The 20,181-nt window shown below is 45.6% G+C and carries 17 protein-coding genes; 2 read left to right on the plus strand and 15 right to left on the minus strand.

Translation table 11 applies throughout. The features are described 5' to 3' along the window. Nucleotide 1: 1 nt before the first annotated feature. Nucleotides 2-2,050 (minus strand): phenylacetic acid degradation bifunctional protein PaaZ, encoded by a 2,049-nt coding sequence (paaZ, locus tag ABXT60_RS09015; RefSeq protein ID WP_443629813.1) that lies wholly within the window; start codon nucleotides 2,048-2,050, stop codon nucleotides 2-4. 296 nt (nucleotides 2,051-2,346) lie between these two features. Between paaZ and paaK the strand changes: the two genes are divergently transcribed. Continuing rightward, nucleotides 2,347-3,639, plus strand: a complete 1,293-nt coding sequence (paaK, locus tag ABXT60_RS09020; protein ID WP_443629814.1) for a phenylacetate--CoA ligase PaaK — start codon at nucleotides 2,347-2,349, stop codon at nucleotides 3,637-3,639. A 25-nt stretch (nucleotides 3,640-3,664) separates the two neighbouring features. Here the strand turns inward: paaK and ABXT60_RS09025 are convergent, their stop codons facing one another. From ABXT60_RS09025 to ABXT60_RS09090, 14 genes are all read right to left on the minus strand, one after another. Further along, nucleotides 3,665-4,102, minus strand: a complete 438-nt coding sequence (locus ABXT60_RS09025; RefSeq protein WP_443629815.1) for a VOC family protein — start codon at nucleotides 4,100-4,102, stop codon at nucleotides 3,665-3,667. A 35-nt stretch (nucleotides 4,103-4,137) separates the two neighbouring features. Further along, nucleotides 4,138-5,136 (minus strand): adenosine deaminase, encoded by a 999-nt coding sequence (gene add, locus ABXT60_RS09030; RefSeq protein WP_443629816.1) that lies wholly within the window; start codon nucleotides 5,134-5,136, stop codon nucleotides 4,138-4,140. A 30-nt stretch (nucleotides 5,137-5,166) separates the two neighbouring features. Beyond that, entirely contained in the window at nucleotides 5,167-6,396 is a 1,230-nt protein-coding gene (locus ABXT60_RS09035; RefSeq protein ID WP_443629817.1) for a phosphopentomutase, read from the minus strand. Between the two features lie 56 nt (nucleotides 6,397-6,452). Then, nucleotides 6,453-7,787 carry a thymidine phosphorylase gene (gene deoA / locus ABXT60_RS09040; RefSeq protein ID WP_443629818.1) on the minus strand — a complete coding sequence of 445 codons (1,335 nt, stop codon included), beginning with the start codon at nucleotides 7,785-7,787 and terminating at the stop codon, nucleotides 6,453-6,455. Further along, nucleotides 7,784-8,599, minus strand: coding sequence for a purine-nucleoside phosphorylase (locus tag ABXT60_RS09045; protein ID WP_443629819.1), 816 nt, complete (start codon nucleotides 8,597-8,599; stop codon nucleotides 7,784-7,786). The genes deoA and ABXT60_RS09045 overlap by 4 nt, the downstream gene beginning before the upstream one ends. Then, a complete protein-coding gene (gene cdd / locus ABXT60_RS09050) occupies nucleotides 8,596-9,003 on the minus strand; it encodes a cytidine deaminase (protein WP_443629820.1) in 408 nt (135 codons plus the stop codon). The genes ABXT60_RS09045 and cdd overlap by 4 nt, the downstream gene beginning before the upstream one ends. A 2-nt stretch (nucleotides 9,004-9,005) precedes the next feature. Further along, nucleotides 9,006-9,980 (minus strand): ABC transporter permease, encoded by a 975-nt coding sequence (locus ABXT60_RS09055; protein WP_443629821.1) that lies wholly within the window; start codon nucleotides 9,978-9,980, stop codon nucleotides 9,006-9,008. After that, nucleotides 9,977-11,098: an ABC transporter permease gene (locus ABXT60_RS09060; RefSeq protein ID WP_443629822.1), complete on the minus strand. Its 1,122-nt coding sequence runs from the start codon at nucleotides 11,096-11,098 to the stop codon at nucleotides 9,977-9,979. Before ABXT60_RS09060 ends, ABXT60_RS09055 begins: the two co-directional genes overlap by 4 nt. After that, nucleotides 11,095-12,693: an ABC transporter ATP-binding protein gene (locus ABXT60_RS09065; RefSeq protein WP_443629823.1), complete on the minus strand. Its 1,599-nt coding sequence runs from the start codon at nucleotides 12,691-12,693 to the stop codon at nucleotides 11,095-11,097. The genes ABXT60_RS09060 and ABXT60_RS09065 overlap by 4 nt, the downstream gene beginning before the upstream one ends. Before the next feature lie 88 nt (nucleotides 12,694-12,781). Continuing rightward, nucleotides 12,782-13,783, minus strand: a complete 1,002-nt coding sequence (locus ABXT60_RS09070) for a BMP family lipoprotein (RefSeq protein ID WP_443629824.1) — start codon at nucleotides 13,781-13,783, stop codon at nucleotides 12,782-12,784. 51 nt (nucleotides 13,784-13,834) lie between these two features. Beyond that, a complete protein-coding gene (locus ABXT60_RS09075; protein ID WP_443629825.1) occupies nucleotides 13,835-16,234 on the minus strand; it encodes an aldehyde dehydrogenase family protein in 2,400 nt (799 codons plus the stop codon). A 21-nt stretch (nucleotides 16,235-16,255) separates the two neighbouring features. Then, nucleotides 16,256-17,338, minus strand: a complete 1,083-nt coding sequence (deoC, locus tag ABXT60_RS09080; protein WP_443629826.1) for a deoxyribose-phosphate aldolase — start codon at nucleotides 17,336-17,338, stop codon at nucleotides 16,256-16,258. Further along, nucleotides 17,339-18,331 (minus strand): sugar-binding transcriptional regulator, encoded by a 993-nt coding sequence (locus ABXT60_RS09085; RefSeq protein WP_443629827.1) that lies wholly within the window; start codon nucleotides 18,329-18,331, stop codon nucleotides 17,339-17,341. A gap of 42 nt (nucleotides 18,332-18,373) precedes the next feature. Further along, nucleotides 18,374-19,579 (minus strand): M20 aminoacylase family protein, encoded by a 1,206-nt coding sequence (locus ABXT60_RS09090; RefSeq protein WP_443629828.1) that lies wholly within the window; start codon nucleotides 19,577-19,579, stop codon nucleotides 18,374-18,376. Nucleotides 19,580-19,943: 364 nt separating this feature from the next. Between ABXT60_RS09090 and ABXT60_RS09095 the strand changes: the two genes are divergently transcribed. After that, entirely contained in the window at nucleotides 19,944-20,180 is a 237-nt protein-coding gene (locus ABXT60_RS09095) for an Lrp/AsnC ligand binding domain-containing protein (protein ID WP_443629829.1), read from the plus strand. The last annotated feature ends 1 nt before the right edge of the window (nucleotide 20,181 follow it).

Genomic DNA, 20,181 nt, shown 5'->3' on the forward strand with positions numbered 1-20,181 from the left:
ATTAAAGGTGCTTGCGTTCAACTAATGTCAAAATGTCATACAATGCTACGATAACCTGATGTTGATTGCTCACCTGTACATCCCATAACACAACACCTGTTGGGCTTTTGTCTTCAGGGCGTTTGTCTTTTTTAATCTTTTTCTTGACTGTTATTTTAACTTGTATGGTATCGCCAATATGCACAGGTTCAACAAACCGCAGATTTTCTAATCCATAATTAGCTAAAACGGGGCCAGGGGCTGGATCAACAAACATTCCAGCTGCCGCTGAAATGATAAAGTAACCATGAGCAACACGCTGGCCAAATAACGAATCTTTAGCCGCTATTTCGTCAAAATGAGCATAAAAGTGGTCGCCTGACAGGCAGCCAAAATTAACAATATCAGCCTCAGTCACTGTACGACGATGAGTGGTTAAACTTTCCCCCACTAAAAGTTCTTCAAAGTACTTACGAAACGGATGGCGATCAGTGCTAGATGTTTTAGCCCCCGGCATATATTCACGTGTAATCGCCATTAAGCTTGTTGGTGAACCTTGAATTGCCGTGCGCTGCATGTAGTGTTTAATCGCGCGAGAGCCACCCAGTTCTTCACCACCACCAGCTCGACCAGGACCACCGTGCACCAACGTAGGCAATGGCGAACCATGGCCAGTAGATTCTTTAGCACAATCACGATTAAGCACCAACATGCGGCCATGAAAGGCAGCTGCACCCATAATAATCTGGCTTGCTTCATGGTCATCGTAAGTCACAACAGACCCCACTAGGCTACCCCTTCCCATGCATGCAATGGCTATCGCTTGGTCAATAGAATCATAAGGCATGATGGTACTTACAGGCCCAAATGCTTCAATACTATGGGGTGCATCAGTAGTTAATGGTGTGCCACAGTACAAGAGTGTTGGTGGATAAAACGCATGTTGCTCTATACCGTCTCCTACCAGGTCCATGGGGGCATTATTACCACCATAGATAACCTCACAGTGCCGACCCAAGGCAGTGACAGTGTCTCGAATATCGTCACGTTGAGCGCGCCCTACCAAGGGGCCCATAGCCACACCTTCAGCGGTAGGGTCTCCCATCACAACCGTGCTTAGGCGTTCTTTTAATGCCTCAATAACTGCATTAACTTTAGTCGCAGGCACTATGGCACGGCGAATAGCCGTACATTTTTGGCCCGCTTTAGCTGTCATTTCGGTAGTAATTTCTTTTATAAATAAGCCAAACTCTGGATCATCTACACAAACGCTTTCACCCAAAATAGAACAGTTAAGCGAATCTGCTTCCATGTTAAAGGGAATGCTGTTGTCAATAATATTAGGGTGGCAGCGTAATTTTTTACCGGTGGTGGCCGAGCCAGTAAAAGTCACCACGTCTTGTTCATTAAGATGATCTAGCAAATCACCTACACCACCACAAATTAATTGAATAGCGCCTTCGGGCAATAGCTTAGACGCCACAATCTCTTCTACCACTGCCTGCGTTAAATACGCTGAAACCGTTGCCGGCTTCACAATAACAGGAACACCCGCTATTAAACTTGGGGCAATTTTCTCAAGCATGCCCCAGCACGGAAAATTAAACGCATTAATGTGAACTGACACCCCTTTTTTTGAGGTTAGGATGTGTCTAGCCGCAAAAGTGCCGTTAACCGAAAGAGGCTCTGGGGGCCCTTCTACAATAAACGTTTCATTAGCAAACTCTCTTCTTGCAATACCAGAGTAGCTAAACATAGTAGCTAAGCCACCGTCTATATCAATCCAGCTATCTGTTTTTGTAGCACCCGTTTGCGATGAAATTTTGTAAAAGTAATCTTTTTTGGTGAGTAAGTGTTTGGCTACATTTTTTACTGCATTGGCGCGCTCATGAATCGTCATTGCTGCTAACGAAGCATGACCAATGAACCGCCCATGTTCCACCATCTTTTGAAAGTCTAAGCCTACACTACTTACGTTACAGATGAGTTTTCCATTGACAGCATCACGTACTTCGGCGCCCCTAGGGTCACCTTCAACCCATGAACCACAAGCATAACTCTTTGATTTCATTGTTTAACTCTCGCCAAAAAGCAGGGCTGGATACCGTACTTAAAAAAGGACTTATCTACCTTAATGATACATCTAAATTAGATTAAGTCAAATTTATGTATCGTTAATATTAAATCACCACTTGCCGCCTAAATGAGAAAGAAACACCATTTAAAACTGGCCTTTATACAGGTCAATTGCAACACATTAAGGTACATCTAAATACCATTGTGATACACTTTATTGATAAAGATCAATAAAGTGTATTATATCATTTTAAGTGGTCGATTGAGTTAAACTATTTTTTGGGGTGGGGTATGTCAGGTGAAAACATAGGCTTTGATGCCATTGAAACAGCAAGCTTGGATGAACTACGTCATCTACAACTGCAAGGCCTAAAGCAAACACTTGAACATGCTTACAACAATTCCCCTGTATACAAAAGAAAGTTTGATGACGAGGGTGTACATCCAGATGATTTCATCACCCTTGAGGACATTAGTAAATTTCCTTTTACCACTAAATCTGACTTACGCGACAACTATCCTTTCGGCATGTACTGCACACCCATGGAGCAAATTGTCCGAGTTCATGCTTCAAGTGGTACCACTGGCAAACCCACCGTCGTTGGCTACACCCAAAAAGACATCGATATCTGGGCCCACTTGGTAGCGCGATCAATTTATGCTGCAGGCGGCAGGCCAAAGGATAAGGTACATATATCTTATGGGTATGGATTATTCACTGGCGGCCTAGGCGCGCATTATGGCGCTGAACGATTGGGCTGCACTGTTATTCCGGTGAGTGGCGGTCAAACTGAAAAACAAGTTCAATTGATCAAAGATTTTGACCCCGACATCATTATGGTAACACCGTCTTATATGTTAAATATCTCTGATGAAATCTATCGCCAGGGCATTGATCCTAAAAAGTTGGCATTACGTACCGGCATTTTTGGTGCAGAGCCTTGGACCAACGCTATGCGCGAAGATATTCAGAATCGCATGGCGATAGATGCAGTAGACATTTATGGCTTATCAGAAATAATGGGGCCAGGTGTGGCCCAAGAATGCATTGAAACAAAAGATGGGCCTACCATATGGGAAGATCATTTTTACCCAGAAATTGTTGACCCCATAACAGGTGAAGTGTTACCAGAGGGCGAAGAAGGCGAACTTGTATTTACCAGCTTGTCAAAAGAAGCCATGCCAATGATCCGTTATCGCACCCGAGACCTTACTCGTTTATTGCCCGGCTCAGCCAGAACAATGCGCCGCATGGATAAAATAACAGGCCGCAGTGATGACATGTTGATCATTCGTGGTGTTAACGTATTTCCAAGTCAGATTGAAGAACAGGTGTGTGCTATTGAAGGACTTGCGCCACATTATTTAATCGAAGTAGACAAACAAGGAAACATGGACACGGTAACAGTTAGAGTTGAGTCTGAGTCAGGACAGTCGACACAAACTAACGAACAATTAATTAACTTACTGAGCCATAAAATAAAAACTTTTATCGGCATCTCTGCAACTATCGTCATTGAAGCTCCCCAACAGTTACCCCGCTCCGAAGGCAAGGCAAAGCGAGTTATCGACCACAGAATTTAGTAATCTTACTACCCCAAAGGGCCTATTACTTAGCGAACAACTGGCCCAAGTCTGCAAAGGCTTTAAATTCTAGTGCATTGCCACTAGGGTCGCTAAAGAATAAGGTAGACTGCTCTCCTGCTTCGCCCTTAAAACGAGTGTGAGGCTCAATAATAAACGTCACTTTGCCCGTTAACCTTTGTGCCAATTGCTGCCAGTCCTCTAGTGTAAGCACTACACCAAAATGCGGTACTGGAACCCCTTTGCCGTCAACCCCATTAACATGAACAGAGACTTTACCTTCTGGCCCCAGGTTTGGATTAAGATGCGTCACTAACTGGTGGCCATAAAGGTTCCAGTCAATCCATTCTTCGCTAGAGCGACCCTCGCTCAAACCCAGAAATTGCCCATAAAAAACCCTTGATTCAGCAATATTTCTTACCGGAACAGCAAGATGAAAAGGACGTATTGGTGAATTAGACATAATGTTCTCCCATTAATGTTAAGCGTCTGCAATTGTTAACCAATAACTGCCAACAGCCGTGTCTTAGTGTTTACATCCGCAAACGACGCTTTCATAGCCATGCGAGAAATGTTGCGCAGCTGCTCTAGGTCTAAACCAAAGTCCTGTGCACCAGATTGATATTCAGCACCCACAGTAGTGGCAAAGAAAGGGGGATCATCTGAGTTAAGGCTTGTGCTAATGCCTGCTTGCAGTATTTTATTGAGAGGGTGGCTGGCGAGGTCTGGGTAAACAGACAAAGCAATATTGCTGCCAGGGCATACTTCTAGGGCAATGCCACGTTCAGCCAGTTCTAACATAAGCGTTGGATCTTCAGCACTGCGCACACCATGGCCAATGCGTGTCACTGGCAAGTTATCAATAGCGTCCCACACGCTTTCAGGGCCTAGTACTTCACCTGCATGGGTAGTACAGGCAAAGCCAGCTGCAAAAGCAATATTAAAAGCTGGAGCAAAGTCGGCTTGAGTAAACATAGATTCATTGCCTCCCATACCAAAACCCACAATATATGGATGAGGATTATCTGCAAGCTGATGCGCTACCACAACGGCTTGCTCTGGGCCTAAGTGGCGTATGCAAGAGACGATTAAACGACCCACAATACCAAAGTCTCGCTCGGCATCGTTAATGCCCTCAACACAGCCGGATAGCATGTCGTCATAACTCATACCTACAGCAGCAGCATGGTCTGGAGAAATAAATGTTTCCGCATAAATGGTGCCTTCTGCCGCACACTGCGCCATATAGGTATACATAATATCGCGATAGTCTTGGGCTTTGCGTAGGCAAAAGCTGGCTTCATCATAAGCTTGCAAAAACTCAACAAAGTTACTCCATGCAAACATGTCATCCGTGGTAAACAAACCGTTTTTAAGGCTAATGCCATTACGTTCTGCAATGGCGCGGACAAGCTCTGGCTGAATGCAACCCTCTAGGTGGCTATGAAGTTCTACCTTAGGCAGTTGTTGAATTTGCTTATGTAATAGTTCGGACATGAAATACTCGTTCACTTTAGTAATAAAAATTTAATTTAACTCGCAGGCAGTGCCGTAGTTTAAGGGCACCAAACCTAAATGCTGCGCTACAGTTTGTCCCATATCAGCAAAACTTGCTCTTTCTCCTAAGTTGACAGATTGCACAGGAGCGCCACAATGGTTGCCGTAGAAAACGACAGGCACATGCTCACGAGTATGGTGGGAACCAGGCCACGTGGGGTCGCACCCGTGGTCTGCACTGAGCAACACTAGATCTTGCTGTTCTAACCTAGCTTCTATTTCTGGTAGTCTGGCATCAAACTCTTCTAGAGCATTCGCGTAGCCTGCAACGTCACGGCGATGGCCATACTTGCTATCAAAATCAACAAGATTGACAAATAACAAGCCTTCTTTAACCTTATCCATTTGATCTAGCAATTGGTCTACTAGTCCATTGTTACTTGCTGCTTTCACTGTGTAGGTGACACCTTTGTGAGCAAATATGTCACCCACTTTGCCTACAGAGACTACGGTACCCTGTTGATCTTGGATATGATCCAAAAGTGTGGGGCCTGTAGGCGGTGTGGTTAAATCTCTGCGGTTGGCAGTGCGTTCAAAATCAGCACCGCAGGTTCCAGTAAAAGGCCGCGCAATAACCCGGGTTACATTGAGTGGGTCGACTAACTTTTTGGCAACCTCACACAAAGCGTAAAGCTTCTCAAGGCCAAATGTGTTTTCGTGGGCTGCAATTTGAAATACCGAATCAGCAGAAGTGTAACAAATGGGGAAGCCCGTTCGCATGTGTTCTTCACCGTATTCGACTAACACCTCTGTGCCCGAACTATGCTTGTTCGCTAAGGTGCCAGCAATGTTGCCTTGGGCCAGCAAGTCTTGCATCAGTTGAGCTGGAAAACAATTGTCTTGTTCAGGGAAGGTGCCCCATTCAAATGGTACTGGCAAGCCACAAATTTCCCAATGGCCACTGGGCGTATCTTTACCACTACTCACTTCTACAGCATGGCCATAGGCGCCTTCAACATTAAAGTGAGTTTTAAGAGGTAAGCTATGTTTACGGCTGCCTACAGATGCTGCACCTAATCCCCAGCGCAATAAGTTTGGTATTTTGAGAGAGCCGTTACGTTGCTCGTTATTGGCCAATCCAGCCTCACACGCCTCTACAATATGACCAAAGGTATCAGCATTTTGGTCACCATATTTGCCAGCATCAGCACTCGCACCGAGGCCCAATGAATCTAATATTATAATGATGGCTCTGTTCATAATTCTGTCTTTATAGTTGAGTAACCTCACCTTAAGCAGGGCCACATGTTTAATGGCTAAGCTTGATAAAGCTCTTTCACTAAGGGGTCAATAGCAGATGCGTGAGCATTTAATTGGATTAAATGAGGCAGCTGTTGTTTAACTAGGGATAATTGGTCCACATTTCGAACATGAGCTACAGCGAGGGCTTGGCCCTGCTCAATATAATCACCCATTTGAACCATTTTGCTTAGGCCTACTGCATAATCAATTGGATCGTCGGCTTTACTACGTCCTGCCTTGAGGTTAACCAATGACAAGCCTATGCCACGAACATCCATAGCCGACACATAACCAGATTGCAACGCAAAAATAGGTTTAATAATAGGTGCTTGGGGTAGATAAAGTGCTGGTTTTTCGAGTAAGTCTGAAGGCCCACCAAGGCCTACTACCATGTCTGCAAAGACCTGTGCTGCATAGCCTTCATTGAGCGCTGCAGTGGCTTTAGTTCTTGCAATATCTAAGCTTTCTGCTGCACCACTGATGTCTAGCATGTGGGCAGCCAGTTCAAGAGTAATATCGAGTAAGCGTGGATCTGCCTGAGCTGGATTAAGCAAAAAATCAATACATTCGGCTATTTCCACAGCATTACCAACATTACGGCCTAATACCTGATTCATGTCAGTTATTAGGCAACGTGTTGGTACACCTGCACCTGTCGCTACTTGCGAAATGCTGCGACTTAATTCTTGTGCCATCGTCATTTCTGCTGCAAACGCACCGTTACCAGTTTTCACGTCCATCACTAGTGCATCTAAGCCTGCAGCAAGCTTTTTAGACAAGATAGACGCTGTAATTAAATCAATAGATTCCACAGTTGCAGTAACGTCACGGGTGGCATAAAGGCGCTGGTCCGCTGGCGCTAGCTCAGCAGTTTGGCCAATAATGGCGCAGCCAACACGCTTTACTAAAGACTGGAACACGTCTTCGTTGGGGTAAGCGTTGTAACCTGGAATACTGTCAAATTTATCTAGCGTACCCCCCGTGTGGCCCAAGCCACGGCCAGAAATCATGGGTACGTATGCTCCACACGCTGCCACAATAGGCCCAAGCATCAGGCTAACTTTATCGCCTACGCCGCCAGTAGAATGCTTATCGACAACAGGGCCATTAAGGCCTATATGCTGCCAGCTTAATACTTTCCCAGAGTGCATCATCTGTTGAGTTAGGGTGATGCGCTCTGCCATAGTCATGCCTTGCTGGAAGACCACCATAGCAAATGCGCCTAGCTGAGCATCACTCAACTGTCCGTTGGTGATGCCTTTAACCATGAAGGTAATTTCGGCATCTGTAAGTGCAAGGCCATCGCGCTTTTTGCGAATTAGCTCTTGTGGCAAATAAATGGATGTCACACTGGCACCTCATAGTTCTGCAAGAAGGCATTTAATAACCGTTCTACATCTTCAGTTGCCATTTTGGCATATTCCATGGTTTGTTCATGGCTCAATGGTGTTGGGCTCATACCAGAGGCGTAATTAGTAACAATAGATAAAGCACATACGGGTAAACCTTGATGTCTGGCTAAAATAACCTCTGGCACAGTAGACATACCTACGGCTTGAGCCCCAAGTACTTTAAGTGCCCGAATTTCTGCTGGGGTTTCAAAGTGAGGGCCACACATCCACGCGTAAACTCCTTCGTGTAAGGTCACATTATTAGCCTTAGCAGCACTTCGCATAGCATCGTTCAACCCATGGTGATAGGCCTGCGTCATGTCTACAAAACGTTGGTTACCTTGGGCACCAAATAACGGCGATACGCCCGTCATATTAATGTGATCGGTGAGTAACATTACACTTCCAGGCCCAGCATCAGTAACCATACTGCCTGCCGCATTAGTAAGAACAAGGGCTTCACAACCCATCGCTTTAAACGTTTGAATAGCAACGGCCATTGCATCCGCGTGGCCATGTTCATAATAATGGGCTCGGCCCTGCAGCACAGCTACACGGGTATTTCCCACATGGCCTAGTACTAAACGACCTGCATGGCCACCCACACCAGCTTGAGGAAACCCAGGTAACTCATCAAAACTAATACTAGCTACGGCATTAACTTGGTCTGCAAAAGGCCCCAAACCAGAACCAAGCACCATACCCACTTGTGGCACAAAACTGCTGGCAAGACGATTAATAACAGCGATACAGACATCTACCTGACTCATAATAAGAACTCCGGCCCAAAGGCATGGGGCAGCAATTCTCCAAGGGCTAAGCGTTGCTGCACCCCCGCAGGAGAACACAAGATAACAGGCGTATTATTATCAGAAAATTCTCGAATACGCTGACGGCAGCCACCGCAGGGCGTGGCACCTTGGTCATCTTGGCTCATAATATATATTTTTTGTATCCGTTGATGCCCTGCAATCACCATAGCTGCAATAGCAGCGGTCTCTGCACAGTTACCTTCTGGGTAGCTGGCGTTTTCAATATTACAGCCGGCAAAAGTTTCACCGTTTTGGGTTACCACTAAAGCGCCAACTGGATAATTAGAGTATGGCGCATAAGCCTTAGCCATGGCCTGTTTTGCACCATTGATATAATCAGTTTCAGTAGGTAGAGAAGACATGGTTATCGTTCCTTGACATAAGCCATACCTGAGGCTTTAGGGGGTATCGCTCGGCCAATAAAGCCAGCTAGTAAAATCACAGTAAGCAAATAGGGTGTAGCTTCAATAAATTGCACTGGAATTTCACCAATACCCGGAATAACTACACCTTGAAGGCGCACAGCCAGTGCATCTAAGAAGCCAAACAACAAGCATGCCAACATCACAGTAAGTGGACGCCATTTACCAAAAATAAGTGCAGCTAACGCAATATAACCCTGCCCTGCTGTCATATCGCGAGTGAACTGGGCATTATGAGCAGTGGCTATATAAGCACCTGCAACCCCACATAAGACACCACCAATAAGTAATGCTTTATAACGTAATTTGATCACTGATAGCCCCGCAGTATCTACAGCTGTGGGGTTTTCACCCACAGCTCGAAGACGCAAGCCAAACCGAGTACGAAATACCACCCACCAGACCATAGGTACCACTGCAAAGGCTGCGTATACCAATATATTATGACCACTGATGAGTTCTTTGTAGATAGGGCCTAGTACTGGAATGTACGCCAGTTGCTCAGCATAGGGCAACGTAATAGATAGGAACCGTGATTCATTATTTAAGGCCGGTGTTAATCCACCTTGGTGGAACCATGCCAAACCCAAAATAATCGTTAATCCACCTACCAAAATATTAATCGCCATGCCACTTACAATTTGATCACCACGGTGGGTAATGGTAGCGAAGCCATGCAGCATTGCCAAACCGCAAGAGACAATAATGGCTACGCCTAAGCCAGCCCATGGGGAGCCCACTACTGCTGCAACACTAGCAGCAGCAAAGGCAGAGGCTAGCATCTTACCTTCTAAACCAATGTCAACAACACCAGAACGTTCCGCAAATAACCCTGCCATCGCAGCCAAAATAAGAGGGCTGGACACCCTTATTGTAGCGTCTAGGGTTAACAGCACTGTTAAGAATACATCGCTCATGCGGTCACTCCTGTTGGCGCTTCTTGCTGTTTAACTGGCGCTAAGTTTCGGATCAGCCAAGGCCTATACATATACTCTAAAGCACCGCAGAACAAGATCACTAAGCCTTGCATTACCACTACAATGTCACGTGAGATACCGCTCATTTCAAAAGCTAGCTCGGCACCACCTTGATATAAGGTACCAAACAGTAAGGCTGCCACAATAATTCCTAAAGGATGGTTACGGCCCATCAACGCCACAGCAATACCACCAAACCCATAACCTAGATGAAAGTCCATAATCAAGCGATGCTGATACCCTACTAGTTCATTAACGCTGACTAAGCCTGCTAACGCACCCGATATGCACATCACTACAATAATAATTCGTTTGGGTTTAATGCCTCCATAAACGGCTGCAGTGCCATTTTTACCAGTCGCACGGATCGCATAGCCCCAGCGTGTTTGCCATAAGAAAAACCACACCAGAACCGCACAAACTAAAGCCAAAAGGACTGACAAGTTAAGTGGTGATGCTTCAATACTGTAGCCAAAACCTGCAGCAACATCATGCACAAACGGCATCCAGGCATTGGTGGGGAAAAGTTCACTTTGGGGTGTCATTTGCCCAGTTTCCCGCAGTACGTGCACCATTACGTACACCATCAGTGACGCTGCCAAAAAGTTAAACATAATGGTTGTTATCACTATATGGCTGCCGCGATAAGCCTGCAAATACGCAGGAATCAAAGCCCATAGACCACCAAATAACAGCGCACCAATAATGCTAGCAGGGATAAATACCCAAGCCCCTAAAGTGGGGTCCAAAAATAGTATGGCTAGTCCAGCACCCAAGCCACCAACGTAAGCTTGACCTTCGCCACCGATATTAAATAAGCCAGCATGGAAGGCTACTGCTACAGCTAAGCCAGTAAAGATAAAGTTGGTAGTGTAATAAATGGTATACCCAATTCCTTCTTCATAACCAAAGGCACCATACAAAAGCACTTTAGCCGCTTCAATAGGATTTACATCAATCAGCCAAAACACAATTGCAGTTACAGCAAAAGCCGTAAGTATGTTTAATAGCGGTAATAATAGGCGGTTTATCCACGTAATTCGGGTATCGCGTTTCATGCTTGAGTTTCCTGACTAGAGGCCTGCCCAGAAGACGCATGTTGGTCATCCATAGTTTGCAGAGGGTCTATTGGGTCTAACGCATTGGCCATCATCATACCGAGGGTCCGCTCGTCAGCATCAGCAGCATCAATACGGCCACTTATTTCACCGTCACATAAGACAATAATACGATCACTCACCGACATTATTTCATCTAACTCTACCGATACTAACAGCACCGCTTTACCAGCATCACGCATGTCTATAATACGCTGATGAATAAACTCTATGGCCCCAATATCGACGCCACGAGTGGGCTGGCCTATAAGTAATACTTCTGGGTTACGTTCCATTTCTCTCGCCAAAATAAGCTTTTGCTGGTTGCCACCAGAAAAATTAGCAGATTTTAAATGTGGGTCAGCAGGACGCACATCAAAAGATTGCATAAGTGCCTGGCAATTCGCCTCAACCTTGCGGTTGCTAAGCCAGATGCCGGAATTAATTTTAGGGTCTGTGTGATAACCTAACAAAGCGGATTCGCTGGCACTAAAGTCGGTAATTAACCCCATGCGGTGGCGGTCTTCTGGTACATGAGCTAAGCCAAGCTCTCTTAACCTGTCAGGGGTTAATGGGTGTTTTGCATCCATTTTAAAACCTAACACTTCAATAGTTCCACTGGTCATCGGCACGATGCCAGATAAGGCTTCTAACAACTCTGTTTGGCCATTACCCGACACGCCAGCCACACCTAGCACTTCACCTGCACGCAGCTCAAAGCTAACATCCTTTAACCGCTCAATACCTTGGTTATCAGACACGCTTAGGCGCTTAACCTTTAGCAGTGGAGCACGTCCGTTGCCAGGTTTTTTATTGACTTGCAACAACACTTTTCGGCCCACCATTAGCTCAGCTAATTCCTCTCGGCTAGTTGCTTGTGTGTCTCTGTGGGCTACCATTTGGCCTGCGCGCATCACAGACACCTGGTCTGTAATAGACATAATTTCACGCAATTTATGAGTAATTAACATGATGGTGACGCCCTGTTGCTTTAGGGCACCAAAAATACGAAACAGCTCGTCTGTTTCTTGCGGCGTTAGCACACCAGTAGGCTCATCCAAAATCAATATTTTGGCGCCTTTATAGAGGGCTTTGAGTATCTCCACTCGTTGCTGTAAGCCTACAGACAGGGTATCTATAGTGGCGTCTAGGTCCACTTTTAGACCATATTCATCACCTAGGCGAGTAAGTTCTTTGCGTGCAGCTGCCAAACCGTGGGCCAAAAGTGCACCGCCCTCACTACCTAAAATCACGTTTTCTAAAACTGTGAAGTTTTCTACCAGCATAAAATGCTGGTGCACCATACCAATGCCTGCGGCAATGGCTTGGTGGGAATCTGTAAATGTATAGGCCTGGCCTAATACATCAATTTGCCCCGCATCGGCTTGATAGAAGCCATACAGGATGCTCATCAGGGTGGATTTACCCGCACCGTTTTCGCCAACAATGCCATGAATATTGCCCCGTTTAACTTGCAAACATACTTTGTTATTTGCATGCACAGCACCAAAGCGCTTATCAATATCAGTTAATTCAATAGCGAAGTTATCAGTCATAGTCATTGGTCTTTGGTTATCGGTGTACAGACAAAAATTGCAGTGGGCGTTTTATTATCAAACGCCCACTGCATACTGTACCTATTGATTAATAGTTACAGGTGTTGTCTGACATATAGTCATGTACTGAAATATCGCCAGCAATGATAGATGCCTTAATTGCATTTACATCAGATTCCATGGTTGCCGTAACTAACGCACGGTTGTGCTCATCAAGAGCCCAATCAACGCCACCTTCAGCAAGACCCATAACGCTTACGCCAGCTGTCCAAGTGCCATTATTTGCAGTTTCATAGCTCTTGTATGCAGCTTCACCAACACGCTTAACCATAGACGTTAGCATGGTGCCTGGCTGGAGATGGTTTTGGTTAGAGTCTACACCGATAGCCCACTTGCCAGCATCAGCAGCAGCTTGGTAAACACCGAAACCAGTGCCACCAGCAGCAGCAAATATTACGTCAGCGCCCGCTTCGATCTGGCTACGCGTTAACTCGCCACCCTTAGAAGGGTTACCAAATGCAGCTGGAGTAGAACCTGTCATGTTGTGGATTACTTTAATGTTTGCATTGATGTGCTTAGCACCCTGCTCGTAACCACAGCCAAAGCGACTAATTAAAGGAATATCCATACCACCAACAAAACCAATGGTGCCAGTTTCAGACTTCATAGCTGCCAAAGCACCTACCAAGAACGAACCTTCATGCTCTTTAAATACAACGTTCTGAACGTTGGCTTCTGGAACAACCATGTCGATTAAAGTGAACTTAGTGTCTGGGTAGGCTTGAGCTGCTGCACTTACGGCGTTAGCTTGAGCGAAACCTACAGCAACAATCGGGCTATTGCCACGCTTAGCAAGCTTTTTAAGGCCTTGTTCTACTTGCGCTTCGTTTGTGGGTTCTACTTCGCGAACACTGATACCTGTGTCGGCAGTGAAACGCTTAACGCCGTTATAAACAGCTTCGTTGAATGACTTATCGAACTTACCGGCTTTGTCATATACAACAGCTGGGTTAACAGCAGCTTGAGCAACAGTTGCAGTTAATGCAACTGCACCAGCCGCGATCGCCATAGTGATTTTATTTAACTTCATTACATTCTCCTAGGTTTACTTTAATCGGCTAAAGCCGTTTCTTCTTTTTAATTAGTCGCCGTATGGCGTCCAAATATTTTTCACTTGTGTGGCTTGGCGTAAAAACTCCAAACCTTCACTTTGAAGTGGATCAAGCCAATCCCGATCCGTCTCTAAATGAGTCCACATGCGTTTTAAATCTGCAACACTCGCCTGCTCAGCACATTTGTTGATACTGGCGTCTGCCCAACACCACATAGCGTCCACTTCTGCGTGGCCTGCCAGATGATTAGCAAGGTCTGCTTTTGGACCCGCTAGTATGTTTACAACACCCGCGGGAATATCAGAGGTTTCTAGCACTTGCACAAGCTCTAGTGCAATACTTGGGTAGCGTTCACTGGCTACTAAAACCACACAATTCCCCATGGCAATCGCTGGAGCCATAAGCGCAATGGTAGATATAAGCGGTTGATTTTTCGGTGTAATTAATCCTATCACTCCTACAGGTTCAGGCAAAGCCAAAGTGACACCACGGTAGGGTGCATTATGCACTGCACCGTCATACTTGTCTGTCCATGCGGCATAGGTAAACAGACAAGAGAGTGCCCCGTCGAACTCTGCTTGAGCTTGCATTTGGTTATAGCCACACACTTTTTGCAATCGTTCAAGCCACTCACTTTCTCGTTGTGAGAGATTTTCTGCCAAAAAGTAGATGACCTGCGCACGTCCATGTGCTGTTTGTTGCGCCCATGAAGATGCTTTTAAGGCGCCCGATACTGCATTACGAATATCCTTGCGGCCACCAACACCGACCATAACAGCACCACTGCCATCATTGTTATAGCAGGCTTGGCTATGGCCAGAATCTGGCCTTACCTGCTTACCAGCCAGATAAAACTTTAGCGTTCGATCAATCGATAATTTACTAACTACAGGTTGTGTAGGTGAAGGTTTAGCCAAGGCTGGCACATCAGGTGTAACCATGGTTGTTAGGCCAGCAGGGGTTAGGTATTCATATAAACCTTCTTTGCCACCCTCGCGCCCAAAGCCAGATTCCTTAACACCTCCGAAACCACACGCTGCATCAAATTGATTATGGTTGTTGATCCAAACCACGCCCGCTTTAAGTTTAGGCGCTACATCCATAGCCCGGTTTATATTTTCACTCCAAACACTGGCGGCTAGGCCATACCGGCTATTGTTAGCCAAAACCACAGCCTCTGCTTGCGTGCGGAAGGTCATGGACACTAGCACAGGACCAAATATTTCCTCTTGCACTAAGGGATGACTTGAATCCACGTCCGTCACTAGGGTGGGTGGATAATAATTTGTTGATGAGTCCTGAGCGTGAGCTTGAAAAAGCTCACCACCTTCTTGCAACCCTTCACTAACTAACTGACTTACTCGGTTAAATTGCTGCCGGCTCACTAAACTGCCTACATCTATAGACTTGTCCAGAGGAGACCCTTGGCGCAGCTGCTGCATGCGCTGCTTCAATTTAGCATGCAACTGTTTAGCTACTGGCGCTTGGACCAGCAATCTTGATCCAGCACAGCAGACTTCTCCTTGGTTAAACCAAATAGAGTCTACAAGGCCTTCAACAGCAGCATCTAAATCGGCATCTTCAAATACGACAAAGGCTGATTTTCCACCCAGTTCCAAAGTTAGTTTCTTACCTTGGCCTGCCGTCGCAAGGCGAATAGCTCGGCCAACAGCAGTAGACCCAGTAAAGGCAACCTTGTTCACACCGTTATGGGCAGCAAGAGTTGCGCCAGTGGCGCCAGCACCATTAATAATATTCACCACACCTTGTGGCACGCCAGATTCATGGCAAATTTGGGCAAACAGCATCGCTGTTAAAGGCGTTTGCTCTGCGGGTTTAATCACAATGGTATTGCCCATGGCAATGGCAGGAGCCACTTTCCATGACAACATCAGTAAAGGAAAATTCCAAGGGATAATTTGAGCGGCTACACCCACTGGCCTATGGTTGGGGAATTCCTGAGCTTGTAATTTTGCCCAGCCCGCATGATGATAAAAATGACGTATGGCAAGGGGAATATCTGCATCTCGACTTTCCCGAATAGGCTTTCCGTTGTCTAAGGTTTCTAGCACAGCGGCTAAACGAGCATACTTTTGTAAATTACGCGCTAAGGCATAAAGTATTTTTGCCCGACCCAAGCCGCCCAAGGCCCACCAACCTGCTTGTGCCTCACGAGCGCTACTCACTGCTGTGTTTATTTGCTCACTCGTAGCTACTTCGATTTGCGCTAACACTTCTGAGGTGGAGGGATTACACACATCTACTAGCGTGGCACCTAGCTCACTGACAAAAGCACCATTAATGTAGTGACCAAAACGGCGCTCGTTTTGCTGCAGCCACGCCTGTGCTTGGCTATCACTTTCTAAGGCTTGGCTATAATTAAGTTGCTCAAATTCTTCAGTCAATGTCATCTTTGTCATAGTTGTCATAGTAAACGTCCTGTGCCTTATTTACGCCAAAGCGTGTCGATAAGCTGCTGAGTAGTAACCACTTTCGTAATGATCTAGCTGGCGCTCTATATCTCCAAGCAAACTTGAGGCACCAAAACGAAACAGATCAGGCTCTAACCAACGCCGGCCCAATTCTTCTTGCATCATGGTCATATAAAGTAGGGCAGTTTTGCTATCACTCACCCCACCAGCAGGCTTAAAGCCAATATAACAGCCCGTAAGCTTGTAATAATCACGGATCATTCGCACCATTACTAAACTAACTGGTAGCGTTGCATTTTCTGTTTCTTTACCCGTAGAAGTCTTAATAAAATCTGCCCCAGCCATCATACAAACCATTGAAGCTTTAGCAATATTGCCTAAGTGGCCTAATTCGCCAGTGGCTAAAATAGTTTTTAAATGCGCTGGACCACAGGCTTTGCGAAAGGCTTTAACCTCATCATATAACGCTTGCCAATTACCTTCCAACACATGCCTTCGGCTAATGACAATATCAATTTCATCCGCTCCAGCAGCCACAGAGTATTCTATTTCAGCAATACGTAATGGCAATGGAGACAGGCCAGCTGGAAAACCAGTAGACACAACAGCCAAGTGAATACCCGTGCCTGCGAGGCTTGAGCATGCCGCACTAAGCATTTCGTGATACACACAAACTGCCGCCGTAGATAAATTAAGTGATTCAATACCCAAACGTCGCTGTAAGTCTGTGCCTACAGGCTTTTTAGCCTTACTACACAAGCGTTTTACTCGGTCTTGGGTATCATCGCCAGACAAAGTGGTAAGGTCTATTAAGCTAATGGCCTTAAGCAGCCATGCAGCCTGTTGTTGCTTTTTAATACTGCGGCGAGCGCCATAGCTTGCACAACGTCGTTCAACAGCACTTTTATTGACCCGGATTTTATCTAGCTGCTGCAAATCTAAAACCGTACCTTCGTTGCGTACTAAACTATCATGGTCTCGCGTGTGGCTAACACCATCAGTATCAGCTAAATGGTCAACAGACTTAACCAAACTAATAGCTGCTGCCGCAACGTGCTCAGCCACTTCTCCAGAAACCTGTGTTGGCACTTGTGTTGACATCTATTTAAACTCCATTAAGGAAACTAATTTTTCAGCAGTGGCTTCACCCATGACAAGATCTGTAACCAAACCAGAGCGCAATGCGCCAAGTAAAGCCAATTCCTTACCTAAGCCACCCGCTACAGCAACAACACGCTTGCCCGCCATTTCTGCCGCGTTAATACCCAAACCATGACCGTTTAAAGGGTGATCAACAAGGTTACCCAATATGTCGTAAAAACTACCTATTAGGTCACATACAGCTCCAGCTGAACGAAGTTCTTCTAGGTCGTTATCTGTGACTAAACCCACGCTATGTAGGTAGTGATTGGTTTTTAGTCCACCAATACCTACCGCGTATAAATTAGCGTTGCGCGCTAAATTTAAGCTAAATTGCACACTGGCTTGAGCCATCAACATTTCATGCTCTTGGTCATCACGAGCCAAATAGGGTACCGGCATAAAATAACCTTCCCCTCCCGTACGCTCAACAAACTGCTGCACTACGTCTAAGCGGTTGGCTGAAAATTTACGCGTAAAGCTACCAGAAACAGACGCAAACGTAAGGTCTGAACGATTTATTTTAGGAAGTCTCTCCGCTAACGCTGAAAGCGACCGACCTTTGCCGATGCCCACACAAGAAGAGTGTGGCAACTGGTTGAGAAGATTATAGAAAAAGCGTGCAGCACCAGCACCAACCTCATTAAAATCGGCCTCTTTATCGTCTGCATTCATATGGTCTGAAGGAGCAATTAGACATGAGCTCAGGTTAAATTTGCTCGCCAATTGCTCTTCTAACGCAACGCAGCGAGCAGGCTCACCTTCTATGAATATTTTTACCATACCCTGTTGTTGAGCAAGCTGAATAAGTCGGTGAGCTTTAACAGGAGATACGGCTAAGCGCTTGGCCACTTCACCTTGGGTATAGCCGCCAATAAAGGACAGCCAGGCAGCCCTTGTAGCAAGGTCTAACTGCTGCGCATCAACTTGTTGCTTTGAGTGTTTAGAATTCATAGTGAAAAATATTACACTAAGTGTAAAATTTATACCATTACTTTATTCACAAACAATGCCACCCTTGCCTAAACGAGCCTCAACTAACCTTACCCATAAGCTTGCACCAATAGGAATTAAGGCATCGTTAAAATCATAGCTTGGGTTATGTAAGGTACACGGTCCCATACCATGCAAAAGATCACGGTGATCTCCATCACCATTACCTAAAGCGAAGTAGCACCCTGGTTTTTCTTGTAAAAAGAAACTAAAGTCCTCAGAACCCATGGTTGGAGTAAAGTCCACTACCTTGTCTTGGCCTAATAAATTTTCCGCAACTTCTCGCATATAGTGCACTTGAGGTGCATGGTTTATAGTAGCAGGGTAAGCTCTTCTAAAATCAAGCTGGCCTTCACAATCAAAGGCTAAACAAAGGTCTTGAGAGATTTTTGCCATGCGTTTTTCAACAGCTTGCAAGACCTCCTCAGAGAAACAGCGCACGGTGCCTTCGATCACACAATCGTCAGCAATAATATTAGTAGCATCGCCACAGTGGATTTTAGTAACAGATAAAACGATAGAATCTAACGGGTTGATGTTGCGCGTGACTATGGATTGCAACCCTTGCACAAGCTGGCAGGCCACCAACAAAGGGTCTACGCCCAGTTGAGGCATAGCTGCATGAGCGCCCTTACCTACTACTTTAATTTTAAATTCACTGGCTGAAGCCATCATGGCGCCTGCTACTATGCCCACAGAGCCTTGCGGGTAACCAGGCCAATTGTGATAACCGTAGATTTCATCAATTGAAAAACGCTCAAATAAGCCATCGTCTATCATGGCTTTAGCGCCCGCTCCTCCTTCCTCTGCTGGTTGAAAAATTAAATAAACTGTACCAGAAAAATCACGATTTTTTGCTAGGTAACCGGCCGCACAAAGCAGTGTGGCTGTGTGCCCATCATGGCCACAAGCATGCATTTTTCCAGCATATTGGCTCCGATGCTCAAATTGATTACGCTCTTGTAATGGTAAGGCGTCCATGTCTGCTCTTAGTGCAATACCTGCACCAGACTTTAGGCCTTTGATCACCCCCACAACTCCAGTGACACCAATGCTTTGATGTACTTCTATGCCCATCGCAGTCAGCTGGTCTACAACAATTTTTGCAGTGCGGTGTTCTGAATAGCTTAGTTCAGGGTGAGCATGAATATCACGCCGAATCGCTTTATAGGTTTCAGCTTCTGCAACGATTGGAGCAAGTAGTGTCATAAATGTGCCTCAAATTTTTACTTGATCTAAATTAAGATTTTTGTCATGGCAGCATATCGTAATTAAAGTGCCAGTCAAGAGTAAACCAAAGCCCAAAGACAATAACATTAATGGTAACATCTGTTGCAGTAAAGCAAACTTATTCATCACTAAACACACACTTAATAAGCTAGGGAATAAGTTGCGCCAGCAGGTTTCTTTCTTTAAAGTAAGGAACCAGATCAGCTCATTAGCAGAGCAACTTGTGGCAACGGGCCAAAGGTCGCTGCTAGCCATTCGGTTAGACGCGCTAATGTGCCGGCAGCACTGGGCTTAGACATGGGCAATGGTGCTGAACTCCACTTTGGTTTACTTAGGAAATATTATGACCTGTGTCTTTGTTCAAATTCGTTGCAACCCAGGTAAGACCTATGCGGTAGCTGATGCAATTTATGAGCGTGAAATTGCCTCTGAACTTTATTCAACCAGTGGCGATTATGACTTACTAATGAAGCTTTACATCCCTTCAGAAGAGGATGTAGGTAGGTACATTAATGATCGACTGTTAACGATAGATGGCATTTCTAGGTCTCTCACCACACTCACGTTTAAAGCCTTTTAAC

This window comes from Candidatus Njordibacter sp. Uisw_056 (genome assembly GCF_047730085.1).
Lineage (GTDB): Bacteria > Pseudomonadota > Gammaproteobacteria > Pseudomonadales > Balneatricaceae > Njordibacter.